21 protein-coding genes are annotated in these 17,902 nt (G+C 69.7%); all 21 read right to left on the reverse strand.

Annotation, left to right across the window (positions count from 1 at the left end; translation table 11 throughout):
* Window positions 1-3: 3 nt before the first annotated feature.
* The 21 genes from steA to E0L93_RS07010 all read right to left on the reverse strand — a co-directional run bounded on the left by steA (window position 4) and on the right by E0L93_RS07010 (window position 17,899).
* A complete protein-coding gene (gene steA / locus E0L93_RS06910; protein WP_243638142.1) occupies window positions 4-1,179 on the reverse strand; it encodes a putative cytokinetic ring protein SteA in 1,176 nt (391 codons plus the stop codon).
* Window positions 1,176-2,828 (reverse strand): DNA repair protein RecN, encoded by a 1,653-nt coding sequence (gene recN / locus E0L93_RS06915; protein ID WP_132690325.1) that lies wholly within the window; start codon window positions 2,826-2,828, stop codon window positions 1,176-1,178. The genes steA and recN overlap by 4 nt, the downstream gene beginning before the upstream one ends.
* A complete protein-coding gene (locus E0L93_RS06920; RefSeq protein ID WP_132690327.1) occupies window positions 2,818-3,612 on the reverse strand; it encodes an NAD(+)/NADH kinase in 795 nt (264 codons plus the stop codon). Before E0L93_RS06920 ends, recN begins: the two co-directional genes overlap by 11 nt.
* Window positions 3,609-4,385, reverse strand: a complete 777-nt coding sequence (locus E0L93_RS06925) for a TlyA family RNA methyltransferase (RefSeq protein ID WP_207890365.1) — start codon at window positions 4,383-4,385, stop codon at window positions 3,609-3,611. Before E0L93_RS06925 ends, E0L93_RS06920 begins: the two co-directional genes overlap by 4 nt.
* A 10-nt stretch (window positions 4,386-4,395) precedes the next feature.
* Window positions 4,396-5,280 carry a polyprenyl synthetase family protein gene (locus E0L93_RS16060; RefSeq protein ID WP_132690331.1) on the reverse strand — a complete coding sequence of 295 codons (885 nt, stop codon included), beginning with the start codon at window positions 5,278-5,280 and terminating at the stop codon, window positions 4,396-4,398.
* Window positions 5,273-5,674: a transcription antitermination factor NusB gene (gene nusB / locus E0L93_RS06935; RefSeq protein ID WP_132690333.1), complete on the reverse strand. Its 402-nt coding sequence runs from the start codon at window positions 5,672-5,674 to the stop codon at window positions 5,273-5,275. The genes E0L93_RS16060 and nusB overlap by 8 nt, the downstream gene beginning before the upstream one ends.
* Window positions 5,671-6,012, reverse strand: a complete 342-nt coding sequence (locus tag E0L93_RS06940) for an Asp23/Gls24 family envelope stress response protein (RefSeq protein WP_132690335.1) — start codon at window positions 6,010-6,012, stop codon at window positions 5,671-5,673. The genes nusB and E0L93_RS06940 overlap by 4 nt, the downstream gene beginning before the upstream one ends.
* Window positions 6,009-6,536 carry an elongation factor P gene (gene efp / locus E0L93_RS06945; RefSeq protein ID WP_424511422.1) on the reverse strand — a complete coding sequence of 176 codons (528 nt, stop codon included), beginning with the start codon at window positions 6,534-6,536 and terminating at the stop codon, window positions 6,009-6,011. Before efp ends, E0L93_RS06940 begins: the two co-directional genes overlap by 4 nt.
* Before the next feature lie 92 nt (window positions 6,537-6,628).
* Window positions 6,629-7,066 carry a type II 3-dehydroquinate dehydratase gene (locus E0L93_RS06950; protein ID WP_132690339.1) on the reverse strand — a complete coding sequence of 146 codons (438 nt, stop codon included), beginning with the start codon at window positions 7,064-7,066 and terminating at the stop codon, window positions 6,629-6,631.
* Window positions 7,063-8,127, reverse strand: coding sequence for a 3-dehydroquinate synthase (gene aroB, locus E0L93_RS06955; RefSeq protein WP_132690341.1), 1,065 nt, complete (start codon window positions 8,125-8,127; stop codon window positions 7,063-7,065). The genes E0L93_RS06950 and aroB overlap by 4 nt, the downstream gene beginning before the upstream one ends.
* Window positions 8,112-8,609 carry a shikimate kinase gene (locus E0L93_RS06960; RefSeq protein ID WP_132690343.1) on the reverse strand — a complete coding sequence of 166 codons (498 nt, stop codon included), beginning with the start codon at window positions 8,607-8,609 and terminating at the stop codon, window positions 8,112-8,114. Before E0L93_RS06960 ends, aroB begins: the two co-directional genes overlap by 16 nt.
* Window positions 8,606-9,754 (reverse strand): chorismate synthase, encoded by a 1,149-nt coding sequence (aroC, locus tag E0L93_RS06965; protein WP_132690345.1) that lies wholly within the window; start codon window positions 9,752-9,754, stop codon window positions 8,606-8,608. The genes E0L93_RS06960 and aroC overlap by 4 nt, the downstream gene beginning before the upstream one ends.
* The gene (locus E0L93_RS06970; protein WP_132690347.1) at window positions 9,751-10,383 is read right to left on the reverse strand and encodes a hypothetical protein; all 633 of its coding nucleotides are present in this window, start codon (window positions 10,381-10,383) and stop codon (window positions 9,751-9,753) included. Before E0L93_RS06970 ends, aroC begins: the two co-directional genes overlap by 4 nt.
* Window positions 10,373-11,014, reverse strand: a complete 642-nt coding sequence (locus E0L93_RS06975; protein WP_132690349.1) for a type IV pilus inner membrane component PilO — start codon at window positions 11,012-11,014, stop codon at window positions 10,373-10,375. Before E0L93_RS06975 ends, E0L93_RS06970 begins: the two co-directional genes overlap by 11 nt.
* Window positions 11,015-11,017: 3 nt before the next feature.
* Entirely contained in the window at window positions 11,018-11,680 is a 663-nt protein-coding gene (locus tag E0L93_RS06980) for a PilN domain-containing protein (protein WP_132690351.1), read from the reverse strand.
* Window positions 11,677-12,747: a type IV pilus assembly protein PilM gene (pilM, locus tag E0L93_RS06985; RefSeq protein WP_165874216.1), complete on the reverse strand. Its 1,071-nt coding sequence runs from the start codon at window positions 12,745-12,747 to the stop codon at window positions 11,677-11,679. The genes E0L93_RS06980 and pilM overlap by 4 nt, the downstream gene beginning before the upstream one ends.
* The gene (locus E0L93_RS06990) at window positions 12,744-13,499 is read right to left on the reverse strand and encodes a prepilin peptidase (protein WP_132690355.1); all 756 of its coding nucleotides are present in this window, start codon (window positions 13,497-13,499) and stop codon (window positions 12,744-12,746) included. The genes pilM and E0L93_RS06990 overlap by 4 nt, the downstream gene beginning before the upstream one ends.
* On the reverse strand, window positions 13,499-14,113 hold the full coding sequence (locus E0L93_RS06995; protein ID WP_132690357.1) for a PglD-related sugar-binding protein: 615 nt from the start codon (window positions 14,111-14,113) through the stop codon (window positions 13,499-13,501). The genes E0L93_RS06990 and E0L93_RS06995 overlap by 1 nt, the downstream gene beginning before the upstream one ends.
* A 161-nt stretch (window positions 14,114-14,274) precedes the next feature.
* Window positions 14,275-15,198, reverse strand: a complete 924-nt coding sequence (fmt, locus tag E0L93_RS07000) for a methionyl-tRNA formyltransferase (RefSeq protein WP_207890366.1) — start codon at window positions 15,196-15,198, stop codon at window positions 14,275-14,277.
* A 2-nt stretch (window positions 15,199-15,200) separates the two neighbouring features.
* Complete coding sequence (def, locus tag E0L93_RS07005) at window positions 15,201-15,701, reverse strand: peptide deformylase (protein WP_132690361.1); 501 nt, start codon at window positions 15,699-15,701, stop codon at window positions 15,201-15,203.
* A 2-nt stretch (window positions 15,702-15,703) separates the two neighbouring features.
* Window positions 15,704-17,899: a primosomal protein N' family DNA-binding protein gene (locus E0L93_RS07010; RefSeq protein ID WP_132690363.1), complete on the reverse strand. Its 2,196-nt coding sequence runs from the start codon at window positions 17,897-17,899 to the stop codon at window positions 15,704-15,706.
* Window positions 17,900-17,902: the final 3 nt, after the last annotated feature.

A 17,902-nucleotide genomic window follows, 5' to 3' on the forward strand; every position in this document is an offset into this window, starting at 1 on the left:
ATCTTAGATCCCCAGCACCAGACGCAATTTTATCGCCAGAAGACGGAAGATCTCGGCTATCGGTTCGGAGGCGTAGACGACCGCGGAGAGCGCGACCAGCCCGGCCATCACGAGCGCGGCGAGCTGCCCGGAGGAGACCCGCGCCGGGTAGAGCTTGCTCACCCCCTTGGCGTCGACCAGCAGCGAGCCGACCTTCAGCCGGGTCAGGAAGGTGGAGGAGGCCCCTTTCCTGCCCTTGTCCAGAAACTCCACCAGCCCCACGTGCGTCCCCACCGCCACGATGAGCTCGGCTCCGCACTGTTCGGCGAGCATGATCGCGATATCCTCCGAGAGTCCGGGGGCCGCGAGCACCTCCGCTTCCTCGATGCCCGCCCGCTTCACCCGTTCCATCCCCGGCGCGGGGCCGCCCGGGTAGCCGTGCACCAGGACGCGGTCCGCGGCGCGCAGGGCCCTCTCGGAGACCGAATCCATGTCGCCGAAGACGAGGTGCGGCCTCCACCCGGCCTCCAGCACGGCGTCGGCTCCGCCGTCGACCCCGATGATGAACGGGCGCATGCCCCGGATGTACGGGCCCAGGGCCTGCAGGTCCTGCCGGTAGTCGTAGCCTCGGACCACAACGAGCACCTGGCGGTCCCGGATCTCGCCCGCCAGCTCGTCCGGAATCTCCAGCGAGGAGAACAGGATGTCCCGCTCCAGCCGCATGAACTCGACGGTGTTCCGGGCGAAGCTCTCCAGCGCCGCCCCAACCCGCTCCCGGCTCTCGCGGATGGCGCTCTCCGCCTTCCCGACGTCCAGGTGCTCCCCGGCGGCCACGAGCCGGCCGCCCAGATATACGGCGTCGCCGCGGACCTCGATCTCCTCTCCCGTCTTGATGCGCTCGAAGACCTTCGACCCCACGCCGTCCAGCAGGTACACCCCGCCGCGAGCCAGTATCAAGGGGCCCAGATTGGGGTAGAGCCCCGTAGAGGAGCACGCAGCGTTAACCACCACCCGCACCCCGGCGGCCACGAGCGATTCGGCCGTGACCCGATCCAGATTCTCGTGATGGATGACCGGGATGTCCTCCGGGGTGAGACGCGGCACGATCTCCTTGGTCTTCATCCCCAACACCGCCCGGCCGGTGAACCGGACCGGAACGCCCGCCGGTCGCCCGTTCTTCGTGAGGTCGATCCGCCTCACCGCTCCCCCACCAGAAGCTCCGAGGCGTGGGCCAGCGAGGCCTCGTCCACCCGCCCAGAGAGCATCCGGGCCAGCTCCCGCCGCCGCTCCCCGCCGGAGAGCCGGCGCGCCCGGGTCAGCGTGCGGCCGCCCTCCTCGAGCTTCTCGACCAGGATGTGATCCTCTGCCCGCGACGCTATCTGAGGCAGGTGCGTTATCGTGAGCACCTGATTGCGCCCGCTCAGCTCCTGCAGCTTCTCGCCCACGGCCGTCGCCGTCTCGCCCCCGATGCCCGCATCCACCTCGTCGAAGACGTACGTGGCCCCGCCATCCACCCGCGCCTGCGCCAGCCGAATCGCAAGCATGATCCTGGAGAGCTCGCCACCCGACGCATAACGGCGTACAGGTAGCTCCGGCTCTCCGGAGTTGGGCGAGATCCCGAACTCCACCCGCTCCCGGCCGAGCGGCCCGGGCTCGACCTGGATCAACCGAGCTCTAAACCTCCCTTTCAGGTTCAGATCGCTCAGGTTCTCCATGACTCTCGCGGTCAGTCTCTCGGAGGCCTCCCGGCGGCCGGCGCTCACCCTATCTGCCAGCTTCCGCAGGCGGGCTTCGCCGGCGGCGAGGCGTTCTTCCAGCTCGCCGACCCGTTCGGAGGAGCCCTCCAGCCGGGCCAGCCGCTCGCGGGCGCTGCGGGCGTAGGCCTCCACGTCGCCGTACTTGCGTTCGAGTTCGTGCAGCTCGGCGAGGCGGGCCTCTACCTCATCGAGGCGGGCGGGGTCGGCCTCCAGATCGTCCGTGTAGGCCTGCAGTTCGTAGAGAATATCCTGCAGTTCGGCGGAGGCTCCTTCCAGGCGCTCCACCAGCGGCGAGAGCGTCTCGTCGTAGCCGGCGGCCCGCCGCAGCTCCGAGCCCGCCGTCCCGACGGACTCCACCGCGCCGCCCTCCTCGGAGGAGAGGGCGGCGGAGGCTGAGGCCGCGGCCTGGAGCAGATCCGTGACGTTGCGCAGCCGGTCCCGCTCCCGGCGCAGGCTCTCCACCTCTTCCGAGGTGTAGCCGGTGCGTTGTAGCTCGTCGAGCTGATAGCGCAGGAAGTCAATCTCGCGCGCGCGGGCTTCGGAGGACTCCCGGATCTCCTGCAGCTCGCGCCGGTCGCGTTCCACGGCGGTCCAGAGCCGGGCGTGCTCTTCCAGGGCCCGGGCGGCATCCGGGGAGAGGAAACCGTCCAGGATCCCGAGCTGCGCCGCCGCCGTGGTAAGCTGCGCCTGCTCCCGCTGTCCGTGGTAGGAGACGAGCCGCTCGCCCAGCGCGGCGAGTGCGCGCACCGGCACGCTCACCCCGTTCACGTAGCACCGCGAGCGGCCGTCTGCTGTGACCGTGCGCCGCAGGATCAGGCCGTCCTCCGCATCCACCTCCCCGGCCAGGTCCCCTAAAGCGGCGAGGATGTCGAGGCTCTCCGGCACGATGAAGCGGCCTTCGATGGTGGCCTGCGAGGCTCCGGAGCGCACGAACTCCGAGCGGGCGCGGCCGCCCAGGAGCATCTGCAGCGCGGTGGCCAGCAGCGTCTTGCCGGCCCCGGTCTCGCCGCTGATCACGTTCAGCCCGGGGCCGAACTCCACGACGGCCCGCTCTATGAGGGCAACGTTCTTAACCGAGATCTCAGCCAGCACCCAGAAAAGTCCTCCTCACGGCCTCCCACCAAGACCAGCCGTCGATCCGGGCTATCCTCAACTTCTCCTGCGAGAGTCTAACCCGCACGCTCTCCCCCGGCGTGATCCGCTGCGGCTCCTCGCCGTCGAGCGAGAGCAGCGCGTTCTTGTTCTCCAGAACCGTCAGCTCCGCCACGTCATCCTTACCCAGAACCAGCGGGCGGCTAAGCAGGGTGTGCGGGGCGATAGCGACCAGCACGTAGCATTCGGCGTTGCGGGAGACGATCGGTCCCCCGGCCGAGAGCGCGTAGGCGGTGGAGCCCAGAGCGGTGGCGGCCACGAAACCGTCGCACATGTACGACCCGATATCGTCGCCGCTCACCCTCACCCCGACCGAGATGAGCCGGTGCGGCCTCTCCTTGACGAGCAGTGCGTCGTTGACCGCGTGGCGGGGCTCGGTGGCCCCGGTGCGGACCTCCAGCTTCCGGTACTCCTGAACGTACAGCTCGCCCTCCACGGCGCGCCGCACGCCCTCCTCCATCTCGTCCGGGCGCATCCCGGACATGAACCCGACCTTGCCCAGGTTCACGCCCAGCAGCACGCTCTCCGGGTACATGCGGGAGGCCCGCAGCATCGTGCCGTCGCCGCCGAGCACGAAGATCAGCTCCGAGTGTGCCCCGCCGGCCGGGTTCCCCTGCACCACCTCCACGCCCCGGCGCTCCAGCTCCCGCACCAGGCGCTCCCGGGCCCCGGCGCTGACCTCGGGGCTGGGGTGCGCAACTATTCCCACCCGCCGGACCTTCACGTCTCCACCGCCTCGCGGATCTCATCCTCCCTCAGGCCGGCCGGAGCACCTCGCAGCAGGTGCAGCGGGTACTCCCGGTTGCCGGAACGCCGCCCCGCCACCGCGGCCCGCATGACCCCGGCGGCTCCGAACCCCATCTTATCGAATTGGTCCACAACCTCAGATATTACCCGGAAGTGCACCTCAGGGTCGCGCACCACACCGCCGCGCCGCACCTCCTGCGGGCCGGCTTCGAACTGGGGCTTGACGAGCACCACCGCCTCCCGGATGGAAGGAGTGGTCTTCACCAGCCGCTCCAGCGCTACCGCGAGCGAGATGAAGGAGAGGTCGGCGACGAGCAGCTCCGGCGCCAACGGAAGCTCTCCTCCCGTCAGGTACCGCACGTTCGTACGCTCCATGACCGTCACCCGGGGATCGTTCCTGAGCCGCCAGTCCAGCTGGCCGTAACCGACGTCCACCGCCACGACGCGCCGCGCCCCGCGCTGCAGGAGCACGTCCGTAAAACCGCCCGTGGAGGCTCCGGCATCCAGGCAATCCCTGCCGGTGACGGAGATCCCGAACCCCTCCAGCGCTCCGGCGAGCTTCTCCCCGGCCCGCGAGACATAGCGCCGGGGGGAGGTTACCCGGATCTCGGCCCCCGGGTCCACCGCGGCCCCGGCCCTGGTGGCCACCTCCTCTCCGACGCGCACCGCCCCGGCCAGGATCAGGGCTCTGGCCCGGCTCCGGTTCTCCGCCAGTCCCCGCTCCACCAGAAGTGCGTCCAGCCGCCGCACGGCCGCCCGGCTAGTGCTCCCGGTGCCGGACGAAGAGGGCCAACTGCTCCAGCCCGGCGGTGTCGCCCTCGATCCTCCGCAGCGCCTCCACGGCCCGTGCGAGAGACTCGTCCGCGGCCCGGCGGGCCCCGTCCAGCCCGTAGACCCCGACGAAGGTGACCTTCCCCTGCTCGGCGTCGCTCCCGGCGCTCTTGCCGAGCCGCTCCGTGGTCGAGGTCGCATTCAGGATGTCGTCTACGATCTGGAAGCAGAACCCGAGCTCCCGGGCGTACTCCGAGATGTTCTCCTGCTCCTCGACGCTCGCCCCCGCCAGGATCGCGCCTATGCGGGCGGAGGATTTAATCAGCGCCCCGGTCTTAAAGGCGTGGATCATGTGCAGTGTCTCCGGGTCTCCCCCGCCGGTCCCGGTGTACATCATGTCCATCACCTGCCCGCCGACCATGCCGTTCACGCCGGTGGAGTCGGCCAGCTCCCGCACCACCTCCAGGATCTGCTCCGGGGTCCCATCCTGGTGCACGGTGATCAGGGTGAGCGCCTCCCCGAAGAAGGCGTCCCCGGCCAGAATGGCCAGCGCCTCCCCGAAGACCTTGTGGCAGGTCGGGCGGCCCCGGCGGAAGTCGTCGTCGTCCATGGCGGGCAGATCGTCGTGGATTAAGGAGTAGGTGTGGATCAGCTCCACGGCCGCCGCGGAGGGCAGCACGTGCGCCGGATCGGCGCCGAAGACCCGCGCGGACTCCATGCAGATCGTGGGCCTGACCCGCTTGCCCCCGGCGAGCATGGAGTACCGCATGGCCTCCACCAGCCGCTTTAGCCGGGGGTCTTCGGAGAAGACGAGCCCCTGCAGGTACGCCTCCAGCCGCCGCCGGTGTCCCTCCCAGAGCCGCGCGCTATCCATGTATCAACAGCCGGTCGGCCGCCCCCCTCAGCACCCCGCTCACGAAGCTCGGCGCGTCCTCGCCGGAGAAACCCTTGGCCAGCTCCACCGCCTCGTTTATGGCCACATCGAGCGGCACGTCCTCCACGTGCAGGATCTCGTAGAGCGCCAGCCTGAGCACCGTGCGGTCCACGGCGCTCATCCGGTGCACCGGCCAGCCGATGGAGACCTCCGAGAGGATGCGGTCCAGCGCCTCCCGCTCGCCCATCACGCCTCTTATCACGCGGCGGGCGTACTCCTCAAGATCGCTCCGGTAGGCGAGCCACTTGCCCATCAGCGATTCGACCGGAGCCCCGGTGACGTCGCTCTGGTAGAGGATGAGGAACGCCTGCTTGCGGGCCCGCCGCCGGCTCACGCGACCACCTCCGCCACATGCACGTCTACCCGTTCGACCTCGACGCCGGCCTGCTCCCGCAGAGCCCCGGCGACCCGGCGCTGAACCTGACGCGCCACCTCCGGGATGCTGCGGCCGTAACGCACGGCTATTGTCACCTTCGGCGCCGCCCCGGCCTCCCGTTCCGGAAGCTCGACGCTCCCCACCAGCCGCCGGCGGGCGAGGATGCCGAGCTCGGAGTCCTCAACCTGGGAGGCCACGCCCTCCACCTCCCGGGCGGCGAGCGCGGCCAAAAGCCGGAGCGCCTCGTCTCCGATCCGGTACTCTATCCCGGCCGTGTCGCGCGGCTTTAGGTTCATACCCGGGTCAGGTACTCGCGGGTGCGGGTGTCCACCCGTACCCTCTCTCCCTCGCTGATGAACAGCGGAACCTGGACGGTAAGTCCGGTCTCCAGCGTGGCCGGCTTGCTGCCGCCCTGAGCGGTATTGCCCCGGACGCCGGGATCGGTCCGCACGACCTCCAGGTCCACGTGCGCCGGAGGCTCGACGCTCACGATCTCCCCGTCGGCGAAGAGCAGGCTCACCTCACCACCCTCCACGATGAAGTCGGCGGCCTCGCCCACCACCTCCCTGGGGACCGGGATCTGATCGTAGGTCTCCGAATCCATGAAGTACATTAGATCCCCGTCACCGTAGAGAAACTGCATGGGCCGCGACTCGGTGCGGATGTTCTCCACCTTCTCCCCGGCCCGGAAGGTCTTCTCGATCACCGCCCCGGTGTCCATGTTCCGCAGCCGGGTGCGCACGAAAGCGCCGCCCTTGCCGGGCTTGACGTGCTGGAAGTACAGTATGATGAATCGTTTGCCATCGACCCTGATGGCCATGCCGTTCTTGAACTGGTTCGTGGATATCACGCTCTCGCGTCTCCCGATCTCTCATCAGCAGCTGGCAAGCATCGTCTTCGACCTCGCCAATATTAACGCAAATCCCACCGGCTTCCAAAGAGCACGTACCGGGCCGCAACCCGGTATCCGAACGGCCCCATCCCGGCCACCACGGCGTCCACGGCCGGCGAGATTACCGACCTCCTGCGCCACTCTTCCCGCCGGTAGACGTTGGAGAGGTGCACCTCGACCCTGGGTATGGAGAGTATCTCCAGGGCGTCGTGTATGGCGTAGGAGTAGTGAGTCCAGGCCCCCGGGTTGAGTATGAGGCCGGCGGCGTCTGCCGCGGCGTGTATCCTGCGCACGAACTCCCCCTCTAGGTCCGTCTGGAAGAACTCCCACTCCACATCGGGAAACTCGGAGCGCAGGCCGTCCTCGATCTCCTTCAGGGTGGTCCCGCCGTAGATCTCGGGCCGCCGGTCGCCCAGCAGCCCCAAATTCACCCCGTTTAACACCACGACCCGGCTCACAGCGACCCGATCACCTCTACCACCTCCGCATCCTCCACCCTCTGGTCCCAGACCGGCTCGCCCACACCTTTGAGCAGCACGAAGCGGTGCTCGCCGCTCCGGCGCTTCTTGTCCCGCTTCATCGCCTCCAGGACGGGTGCGGGCTCCACCTCCGGCGGCCGGGTGGGCAGAGCGGCGGCCTCTAGAAGCCTCCGGTGCTCACCCCGCAGATCCGTCCCGAACCTCCGGCGCGAGAGCTCAGCCTCGGCCAGCATCCCGACCGCCACGGCCTCCCCGTGCAAAATCCGGTAGCTAGCGGCGGCCTCCAGCGCGTGACCGACGGTGTGGCCGTAGTTCAGGATCGCGCGCAACCCCTCCTCCCGCTCATCGCGCTCCACCACCGATGCCTTAAAGCGCACGGAGTGCAGGATGAGGGTCTCGAGCGCCGCCGCCTCCCGCCCCCGCGCCTGCGGGAGGAGTTCCAGGTCCCGGTAGAACCCTCCGCCGCAGAGCAGCCCCATCTTTACCACCTCCGCGAGCCCGCAGGAGAGCTCGCGGTCCGAGAGGGTCTCCAGCCAGCCCACCTCGGCGATAACCGCCCGCGGCTGCAGGAAGCCGCCGACGAGGTTCTTCCCCTCCGGCAGGTCCACCCCCACCTTCCCGCCCACGGAGCTGTCCACCATCGCCAGCAGGGAGGTCGGCAGCTGCACGAGCGAGATGCCGCGCATGTAGGTGTGAGCTATAAACCCGCCGAGATCTCCTACGACCCCGCCCCCGAGCGCGAAGAGCGTCCCGTCGCGCCCGAGCCCCGTCAGCGCCAGACGCCGCACCACAGCCCCATAGGACGAGAGGCTCTTGGAGCGTTCGCCGGGCGGCACCTCGATCGTATCCACCACCCGCCAGCCGGCGCCTTCCAGCTCCCCGGCCAGCCTCCCGGCGTGCAGCGGCCCGACGTTCGAGTCGGTTAGGATGACGCCGGTTGCGGGCTCGAGCGCCTCCGAGACCAGCTCCCCGATGTCCAGCTCCCTACCGACGACGACACGGTAGGGCGCGCCGGCGGTGACCGTCACTCCCTCAGCCAAGCCACGATCTCCCGCGCCACGTCTTCCGGCGGGCGCTCGTAGACCTCGACCTGCAGCGCAGCGACCTCCAGATAGTACGGCAGCCGCTCCGAGTAGCGCCGGGAGAACTCCTCGTAGTCCTCGCCGCGCAGCGGCCGGTCGGTGCCGCGCGTGCGGCGCCAGAGGATCTCGGTGTCCTCCCAGAGGAAGACGGTGTTCACCTGCGAGAGGAGGCTCCGGTTGCGCGGCTCCTCCACCACCCCGCCCCCGCAGGCGACGACCCGCTCGCCCCCCAGCATCTTCCCGAGCGCCTCGCTCTCCAGCCGCCGGAAGGCCCGCTCGCCCAGAGAGTCGAAGATCTCGGTGATGGAGAGCCCGGCCCGCTCGGCGACGACCTCATCCAGATCCACGAACTCCCAGCCGACCTGCCGGGCCACGATCCGGCCGACGGTGCTCTTGCCGCTCCCCATGTACCCGACTATGGCCAGCGGCCCGCTCTTCATCTCCCGATCCGCCCCAGGTACGCCTCATACGAGGCCCGGATGTCCGTCATGTTGTCTTGCCCGAACTTCTCCAGGAAGGCCTCGGCCAGCACGACGGCTACCATAGCCTCCCCGATAACGGCCGCCGCCGGGACGGCGCAGCTGTCCGCCCGCTCCCGGAAGGCGCGGGCCGGCTCCATCGCGGAGAGGTCCACGGTGCGCAGGGCCCTGGCTATGGTGGAGATCGGCTTCATCGCGGCCGAGATCACGACCGGCTCGCCGTTGGTCATGCCGCCCTCCAGCCCGCCGAGGCGGTTGCTGGCCCGCGCGAGCCGTCCGTCCTCCAGCAGGATCTCGTCCTGCACCTCGCTGGAGCGGCGGGCGGCGAGCCCGAACCCGAGCCCGAAGTCCACGCCCTTGATGGCGTTGATGGACATCACGGCCGCCGCGAGCCGCGCATCCAGCTTGTCCCGCCAGTCCACGTACGAGCCGAGCCCCGGGGGACACCCCTCCGCCACGACGACGAACTCGCCGCCGAGCGCGTCCCGGGCGTAGCGGGCGGCGTCGATCTCGGCCTTCATCCGCTCCGTGATCTCCGGGTCGGGACAGCGCACCTCCGAGGCGTCGGCCTTCGCCGCGTCGCGGACGGCCAGCTCCCTGGGGTAGGCGACGCCCCCAATGCGGTAGACGGCACTGTGGACGGTGATCCCGAACTCCCCGAGCAGCTTGCGGGCCACCGCCCCCGCGGCAACCCGCGCCGTGGTCTCGCGGGCGCTGGAGCGCTCCAGAACGTTGCGCAAATCGTCGTGGGCGTACTTCTGCATCCCGGCCAGGTCGGCGTGTCCGGGCCGGGGGAGCGTGATCTTCTCCGGCGGCCTCTCCACCGGAGCCGGGTTCATCCGCTCCTCCCAGTTGGCGTAGTCCCGGTTGCGGACGAGCATGGCCACCGGGGAGCCCAGAGTGTAGCCGTGCCGTACCCCGCCCAGAAACTCTACCCGGTCTTGCTCGATCTTCTGCCGGCCGCCCCGGCCGTAGCCCCGCTGCCGCCGGGCCAGATCCCTGTCTATGTCTTCCGCGAGCAGCCCGAGCCCGGCCGGCACGCCGTGCACTATCGCGACCTCGGCCGGGCCGTGCGACTCGCCCGCCGTCGAGAATCCGAACTTCATCGCTCTCCATCCGAGAAAGTGAATACAACGGTGCGGTCTCCCCGAGACAGTACCACCACCCTCTCCGCCGTGTCCACCCCGACGACCCGCGCCCCGAACAAACGGGACCCGGCGCCGATCCTCTCCCCGTTCACCTCGACCCACGACTCGCCGCCGCTGCCGCCGAAGACCACCCGCGAACCCCGGAAGAGGGCCTCCGCATGCTCAAGCGAGTCCGGCGGGGGCAGCGTCCCACCGCTGTCGTAGAGCCGGTCGTCAGGGACGGGCGGAGCCGGCGGGGGGGTGGCCGGACCGGGCGCGGGTGGAGCGGCAGGATCGGGAGTTGGAGCGGAGCCGAGAGGATCGCCGTCATCCTCCGGGACCTCCGGAGGGGCAGTCTCTTCCGGAGGGGCACTCTCTTCCTGCGCGAGCGGTATGAGCTGCCGGAACGGGTCCTTGGCCTCGTATCTGGAGTAGTCGCGGACGCGCCGGATCTCCACCTCCGGCTCCGGGGCCTGCTGCCGGGGGGCCGGGGAAACCTGCGCCGGAGGGTCCGCCTCCGGCGGCCGGATCAGAAAGCCGGCGGCGGCCCAGGCCACGACGACCAGGATCAGCAGGGCCGCGACGGGCTGCAGAGCTCTAAGGAGCATCGGTCTCCTCCTCAGCGGGCGGTTCGGGCGCCGGCGTCTCCTCTCCGGGGCGGGCGGCGGGCTGGACGTAGATCTCGGCATTCACCTCCACCGTAAGCAGGCGTTCGGCCGCAGGAACGGCGGCATACTGTTCGGCGGCCGGGTCCGCCGGAGCGTAGCGCAGCTCCCTGACGGTAACCAGCCGGCTGAGGTTCCGGAGCCGGAAGAGGAAGTCCTGCATCTGTTCGTAGGTTCCCTCGAAAGACATCTCCACCGGTATTCTAGAATAGTTGACCCCTTCGGCGGAGAAGACCTCCGGGTCCCCGGGGGCCACCGAGAGCTGCAGCACGCCCGCCGCCTGAGCGACCTCCTCTATCTGCACCAGCAGGGTCGGCATCTCATCCTGCTCCGGCACCCGGCGGGAGAGCTCCAGCAGCCGGCGCTCTATCTGCGGAGCGTTCTCCCGCACGGCCTCCAGCTCCGCAACCTCGGCGTTCAGGCTCTGCAGCCGGGCCTCTCTGCCCTCCCGTTCGGCGCGGACGGTCTCGAGCTCGGAGAGCAACGGGGAGAGCAGCACGAACCAGAAGGCCACGGCCACCAGCACCAGTCCCAGGATTCCGAGCGCGAGCACGTTGCGGGTGCGGGAGTCCACTGCCTAAGGCTCCTCCGGCTCGACTCCCAGCGGCACCCTCTCCCCGTCTTCCCCGACGACGGTGATAAGCTCGGAGGAGACCTCGAAGGCTATGGCCGGCTCCACATAGGTCTCGCGGTCCAGTTCCGCGCTCACCAACCGGCTGTTCGCCAGGTAGGGCAGGCCGTTCATCCGCACTATGAAGTCCGCCACGTTCTGGTACTCGGGCAGCGTTATGCCGGTGAACGTCACGGCGCCCGGGGGCTCCAGGATCTGGCCGGCGGGGGCCTGCAGGTTCACCGGCGAAGCCTGCGCGGTCAGGCCGTTGAGGGCCGCGCTCTGGGGTATGGCGAAGGCGAGCCCCTGCAAGAACTCGTCCCACGGAAACCGGGTACGCCAGACACCGTCGGCGACCTGCTCCTTGGCCGCCAGCCGCTCCTGCAGGTCGCGGTAGGGCTCGAGCTCGGCCAGCCGGCGCTCCTGGCGGGCTATGTCCTGGTCAAGGCGCATAACGGCCTCCCGTTCGCCTGCGAGCCTGAGAAGGAAGAAGAGGTAGAGGGCGACCATGCAGATGAGCATCAACACCCCGGCGATGAGCAGCAGCTCCACCGGGCGGCCCCGGAGGGCCGGAGGAGCGCCGGCCAGCCTCCCGCGCTCCTCCGGCGGCAGAAGGTTTATGCGCCTCATGCTTCCTCAAACGCAAGGCCCATCGCCACCGACAACACCGGCTCCATAGCGCGCAGATCCTCGTCGGAGACGTTGGACCCGTTCTGCTCGATCTTCTCCAGAGGCCTTCCCCTGTGAACCGGAATGCCGAGAACCCCCTCCAGATATCTCTCGAAGCCCGGTATCATGGACCCCTCGCCCGAGACGAAACCCCGATCTACTTCGCTGGCGAAGGGCTGCTGGTTATGATAATCGATCGAGCGCCGCACGTCTTCGGCGAGGAGCTGCACGGCCTCCTCAAGCCCCTCCCGCACCCCGCGCCGGCCGGCGGGCTGCTCCGTGGTCTCTTCCGGATCTCCCGCCAGGTCGAGGTCGAAGACGCGCTCCTCGGCCTCTTCGGCGGAGATGCCGGCAGCCTCCGCGGCCGCCGCGAGGAATGACTCAGCGCCGCCGGGGATGAAGCGGGTCACGGTAGGCGCAGCGCCCTGGGAGATAACCAGGCTCGTGGTCTCGGCCGAGACATCCAGGAGCAGCGTGGCGCCCTCGTCGTCGAAGAGGCTCGGTGGCAGCATCGAGCGCAGCAGGCAGAGCGACTTGACATCCACCCCCGCGGGCCGCAGACCGGCGGCCCTGACCGCCGAGCTGAAGGCGCTCACCATCTCCCGGTGCGCAGCGACGAGCAGGATGCGGTCCAGCTCCTCATCCGGGGACGGGCCGAGCACCACGTAGTCCAGAACGGTCTCGTCTACCGGCATGGGTATATGGTCCTGAGCCTCGAAGCGGATCGCACCCTGCAGGTCCTTCTCCTCCATGCGGGGGAGGTTGATGAGCCGCACCACCACCCGGTTGTTCGCAACCCCCAGGTAGACGCTCCTGCTCCCGAAGGAGTGGGTCCCCCAGAACTCCCTCAGCTCCGAGGCCAGCAGCTCCGCGTCCGCAACCTCGCCCCCGGCGATGGCCTCCCGGGGCAACCGGCGATACCCGACGTGATGCAGCGTGTAAGCCCCGCGCCCCTGCGAGACCTCCACGGCCTTGAGCGAACCGTGGTCTATGTCCAGCCCGATGCTCCGGGATCTGAAGAGCCTCAACTCCCGCCTCCCCAGAGCGAGTCAATGTAGGCGGCCCAGATCTCCTCCCCCGCGAAGAGCGTTACGATCGCTCCCAGCGCCATGAACACCCCGAACGGGAGCGGGGTTCTGCGGCCGGCCCGCCCGAGAGCCATGAGCACCCCGCCGGAGATGGCGCCGGCCAGCGCGGCCAGGAACAGAGCCAGGAAGGCGTAGAGGCCGAGGAAGGCCCCGAGCAGGGCCGCGAACTTCACATCCCCCATCCCCATGCCGGCCGGGTAGGCCACCGCGAGCGCCAGCAGCGCACCGGAAGCCGCCCCCGCCCCCGCGGGATAGACCCACCAGCCCCCGGGATCGGCCAGCAGCGAGAGCGCGAGCCCGAGCGCCGCACCGGGCAGCGTAAGGGCATTGGGGAGCAGCTTGTGCTCCAGATCTATGCCGGCCAGCGCCACGAGCAGCAGGATGAAGACGAGAGCCCGCAGCAGCTCCGGCCCGAAACCGAAACGGAGCACCGCCAGCAGAAAGAGAACCGCGGTCAGCAGCTCGACCACCGGATAGCGGAGCGATATGCCCGCCCCGCAGTGCCTGCACCTGCCCTTCAGGATCAGGTACGAGATGAGCGGAACGTTGTCCGCCGCAGAGATGGGATGCCGACACGCCGGACAGCGGGATGCGGGGAGAACGAGGGACTCTCCCCGGGGCAGGCGATGGATGACCACGTTCAGGAAGCTGCCCAGGATCAGCCCGACCGCCGCCGCTGCCGCAGCGAGCACTACTCTCCTTCTCCGACTATGTTGGTGAGCGGTGGCACTCGCAGATCGTCCCGCACCTCGGCCTTGCGGCCGACGGTGGAGTTCGCCCCCAGATGCACCCGCGCCCCGACGTGCGACCGCACCCCGACCACCGCCCCGCCCGAGACCCAGGCCCCGGCCCCCACGACCGAATCCCGCTCCACAACCGCTCCCGGTCCCACGTGGCAGTGGCTGCCGAGCGCCGCGTCCGTATGTACCACGGCGCCCGCACAGATCACCGCGCCGTCCCCGACGGCCGCCTCGAGCGAAACGTGCGCCGCGGGATGTACCGCGCTTACGAACCGGGCCCCCGCCCCACGCAGCGAGTTGGCCACCCGCATCCGGGCCCGATTCTCCGTTATGGCCACCACGACGTAGAGCTCCTCAACCGAGAGCATGCTCTTGAGCATCCCCACATCCCCGAGAACCGGGACGCCCTTTATCTCCTCCGGAAGCACCGCATGCGCATCGTCGTAGAAGCCGACGACCAACTCCCGGTAGCCGCAGGCAGTCAGGATGTCGAGAACGACACGCCCGTAGCCCCCGGCCCCGACTATGACTATCCTGACACCGGCCTCCCGTTCTATCTCCTGCACCTGAGCTTCAGGTGCAGCGTATCTTGCTCCCCGCTCCGCGATGTGAGACCTCCAGAAGATCCCGCGCCCTTCCTATAGCGGAGAATTCTAGCACCCCCGCATATCCGGCAAAACAGCAACCACATGTACTGTATATGAACTTAAGGTACACAACGGATTGGCTACGCGTGCACCTGGAAGGCTCCCTCCAGGGGGTTACCGCGCAGGAGGTCGGCCGCCGGGAGGGGTCTCTTCCCTGGCAGTTGGAGCTTCAGGAGCTCTACCGCTCCCCGACCGCAGCCGACGAAGATGCGGCCGTTCCGGGTCTGGATCTCTCCGGTCGAGAGGCGGGGCGGGTCATCCGGCAGCCGGGAGCGGTAGAGCTTGACGGGTCCCCGGTAGCGGGGGTGGAAGGCGCGGGCTCCGATATGCGGGGCCAGTGCCCGGATATGGTCGTGGACGCGGGTTGCGGGGAGCCTCCAGTCCACCGCGAGGTCTTCGGGGGTGAGTCGGGCGGCGTAGGTCGCCTGCAAGTGGTCCTGGGGCGTGAGCTGCAGCTCGCCTTTCTGCAGGAGATCGAGCACCTCCACGATGGCCTCCGATCCCAGTCGTGCGAGGCGTTCGGACAGCTCGCCGCCGGTCATATCCGGTGGGATCTCGAGCTCTCTTCTGAGCGCCACATCCCCGGTGTCCAGCCCCTCGTCCATGCGGATTATGGTCACGCCGCTCTTCCGCTCTCCGGCCATGATCGCGCGCTCTATGGGGGCGGCTCCCCGGTAGCGGGGCAGGAGCGAGGCGTGGACGTTCCAGGCTCCGAGCCGGGCGGCGTAGAGGGTATCGGGGTGCAGGATCTGGCCGTAGGCTGCGACGACCAGCGCGTCACACGCCGCTATCTCGTCCCGGACCTCCGAGATGCGCTCCGGCTGGCGCAGGGGCAGCCCGAGCTCGCGGGCGAGGGAGGCCACCGGGGGAGGCCGAAGCCTCCGCCCCCGGCCGCGGCGGGCGTCGGGCTGGGAGATGACGAACTTCACGTTGTGATCCGAGCCTGCCAGCCCGCGGAGTATGGTGGCGGCGAACTCCGGAGTGCCGGCGAAGGCTAGGTGCAAGGCTACCGCCGGGCGGCCATCTGCCGCTCGCGCCATGCCCGCAGCGCGGCCTTGCGGGACTCGCGGTCGGTACGGTCCAGGATCAGGACGCCGTCGAGGTGATCGATCTCGTGCTGGAACACCCGGGCCAGCACGCCTTCGGCGTCGAGGGTCACGGGTTCGCCCTTGAGGTTCCGGCCCGAGAGCACCACCCGGCCGGCCCGCTCCACCTCAACCTGAATGCCGGGGATCGAGAGGCATCCTTCGGAGTCCTTCACCGTCTCCCCGCTCAGCTCCTCTATCTCGGGGTTGACGATCACGAACTCCTCGTCCTCCCCCAGCGCGGCCACGAAGATGCGCCTAAGATAGCCGACCTGATTGGCGGCCAGCCCCACCCCTTCGGCCCGGCGCATCGTCCTGAGCATCTCCTGCGCCAGGCGCTCCAGCGACTCATCGAAGCTCTCAACCGGGGTAGCCTGCGACTTGAGTACCGGATCGCCGAACTTCCGGATCTCGAGCGTCATCTCTACACCTCCTCCGGGTCTATATCAACCTGCACGCGCACACCCCGGACCCTTGAAGCGCCGCGCGCGGCCCTTCTGGCGGCCGCCGCGACCGATTCCCGGTCCCGCGCCCGCAGGATCGCCTGCCAGCGGGAACCATTCTCCAGCGGGATGGGACCGAGCAGATCCACCCCGGGATCCGGCCGCGTAGATTCTACCGCATGCAGAACCCCGGACTCGCTCCCCTCCAGTGTGAGCACGGCCAGGTGCGAGTACGGCGGGTATCCCGCCGCGCGTCGCCGGGACAGCTCGGCGCGGGCGAAGCCCTCGTAGTCCCGCCGCAGCGCCGCCCGCAGGGCGTAGTGCTCAGGATCCCGCGTCTGCACCGCGAGACGGCTCCGGGCCCTCTCCACCGCCGTAAAGAGGATGCGGAACCCTTTCTCAACCGCCCGGAACCCGCCGGCCTGCAACAGCGAGTCTGCATCGGGGACGGCGATCAGATCCCACTCGCATTCCAGGATCTTGCGCGCCGTGCCTACCACCGCGGGAGCTTCCAGGTCTTCGCTCAGCTCCGCCGTGTGGAGACCGATGCCGGTCCCCAGGCGTCTCTTTAGCCCCTCCCGGACCCGCTCTACGGTGAGACCGGTGAAGCTCAACCGCCCCGAACCGCACGATTCACACGCCTCCGGTGCCGGGCGCTCGCTGCCGCACCCGCCGCAGACCAGCATCCGGGTCCGCCGGTGGAAGCGCTCCGGCAGATCGCAGCGGAGGCAGGTAGCCACGGCACCGCAACCGTTGCACCTCACCACCGTCGCGTACCCCAGACGGTTGACGAGCACCCCCGCCCGGCCGCCGTACCTGATGCAGCACCGGATCTCGTCCAGCAGATGGGCGCTCAGGGCGACGCCACTCCCCCGCAGGTCCACGAGCCTGATCCCCGGACGCCCCGGGAGCTCCCGCGGCGGGAGCTCCCTCAACCCCGCCGCCCGGAGCTCCAGCGACGGGGCCGGGGAGAGGAAGAGAAGCTCCATACACTCCAGACGCTGCCGCTCCAGTACCGCGTCCCGCGTGTGAAAGGCGGCGTTCTCGTACTCCAGCGCCGGCGCGGAGCGGTGGGATTCGTTCGGTTCGTCCACGACCACCGCCACCCCCGGCCGTGCCAGCGGCAGCAGCACCGCAGGGCGCGTCCCCACGACCACGTCCACCCCACCGCGCTTTGCGGCCTCGTACACCTCCGCCCGCTCGGCCCCCGCGCCCCCGTGGTATGCGGCTATCCTGACACCCCGGGGCAGGCGCTCCACCAGTGCCCGCCGCACCTCCTCGAGCATCCTCGCCTCCGGAAGGAGGATCAAGGCCTGCTCCCCCCGCCCGACGGCGCGCAGCGCGGCCGCCGCCGCGGCTCCGGCCTGCTCCCGGAGCGGCAGCCGCCACACCAGAGCTCCGCCGCCCGAGAGTGCTTCCAGCTCCGGGTAAGCGGCGGCGAGGCTTCCGCGCGAGCCGCCCCCTTCCGCGCCGTGTATATAGGATCGCTCCACCCGCCGCCACAGGCGGATCAGGCCGCGCTCCGCCAGTCGCGGCAGCGCGGCGCGGGAGGCACCTGCTCCGCTCAGCAGGGCGCGGACGGGGGCCTCCCCGCCGAGCTCCTTCAGGGTCTCGAGCAGCTGCCGCTGGCGGGGTGCGCGGTCGAGCTCACCATCAGCGGCATCCCGCAAGAGGGTGGCCCACTCAGCGGCCGGGGGATGCGGGGGTACCGGATCCAGCTCCACCCTCCCGGCGGCCTCGGCCAGCTTCAGGCCCTCGCCGCCGAGCTCGCGCCGCAGGACGCCGCGGGAGACGCGGGAGCCGGGACGCCAGCTCCAGCCGGGAGCGGGGTCGAGCACGCGGTAGGCGTCCCGCAGGCCAGGCGGCAGGGCTAGACGCAAGACCGCCGGCAGCGGCGCGGAGCAGGAGTCCGAGATCCGGCGGCAGAGCTCTAGAAGCTCCGGGCCGATGGAGAGCCGGTCTATGACCCGCCGGATCTCCTGCAGGGGCCTCTCTCCGGAGGGCTCCTCTCCGACGACGATGCCGAGGCGGGAGTAGCCCGAGAGCGGAGCAGCCACGGCAGCCCCCGGGCCGACGGCAGGGACCAGAGCATCCGGCACGCTGTAGCTGAGAGGCGGCAGAGCCCGGGTGGGGATCAGGAGGCAGACCCGCACCCGGTGCGGCAGAGATCCGGACAACTC

The sequence above is a fragment of the Rubrobacter taiwanensis genome, from assembly GCF_004337705.1.
GTDB lineage: Bacteria > Actinomycetota > Rubrobacteria > Rubrobacterales > Rubrobacteraceae > Rubrobacter_C > Rubrobacter_C taiwanensis.

What these genes read in the sequence shown, in the direction of transcription:
- aroC (WP_132690345.1), bottom strand. Translation starts at nt 9,754, where the DNA reads ATGAAGTTCGGATTCTCGACGGCGGGCGAGTCGCACGGCCCGGCCGAG.
- E0L93_RS06940 (WP_132690335.1), bottom strand. Translation starts at nt 6,012, where the DNA reads ATGAACCTAAAGCCGCGCGACACGGCCGGGATAGAGTACCGGATCGGA.
- def (WP_132690361.1), bottom strand. Translation starts at nt 15,701, where the DNA reads ATGACGCTCGAGATCCGGAAGTTCGGCGATCCGGTACTCAAGTCGCAG.
- E0L93_RS06980 (WP_132690351.1), bottom strand. Translation starts at nt 11,680, where the DNA reads ATGAGGCGCATAAACCTTCTGCCGCCGGAGGAGCGCGGGAGGCTGGCC.
- E0L93_RS06960 (WP_132690343.1), bottom strand. Translation starts at nt 8,609, where the DNA reads ATGAAGAGCGGGCCGCTGGCCATAGTCGGGTACATGGGGAGCGGCAAG.
- efp (WP_424511422.1), bottom strand. Translation starts at nt 6,536, where the DNA reads ATGGCCATCAGGGTCGATGGCAAACGATTCATCATACTGTACTTCCAG.
- E0L93_RS16060 (WP_132690331.1), bottom strand. Translation starts at nt 5,280, where the DNA reads ATGGATAGCGCGCGGCTCTGGGAGGGACACCGGCGGCGGCTGGAGGCG.
- E0L93_RS06970 (WP_132690347.1), bottom strand. Translation starts at nt 10,383, where the DNA reads ATGCTCCTTAGAGCTCTGCAGCCCGTCGCGGCCCTGCTGATCCTGGTC.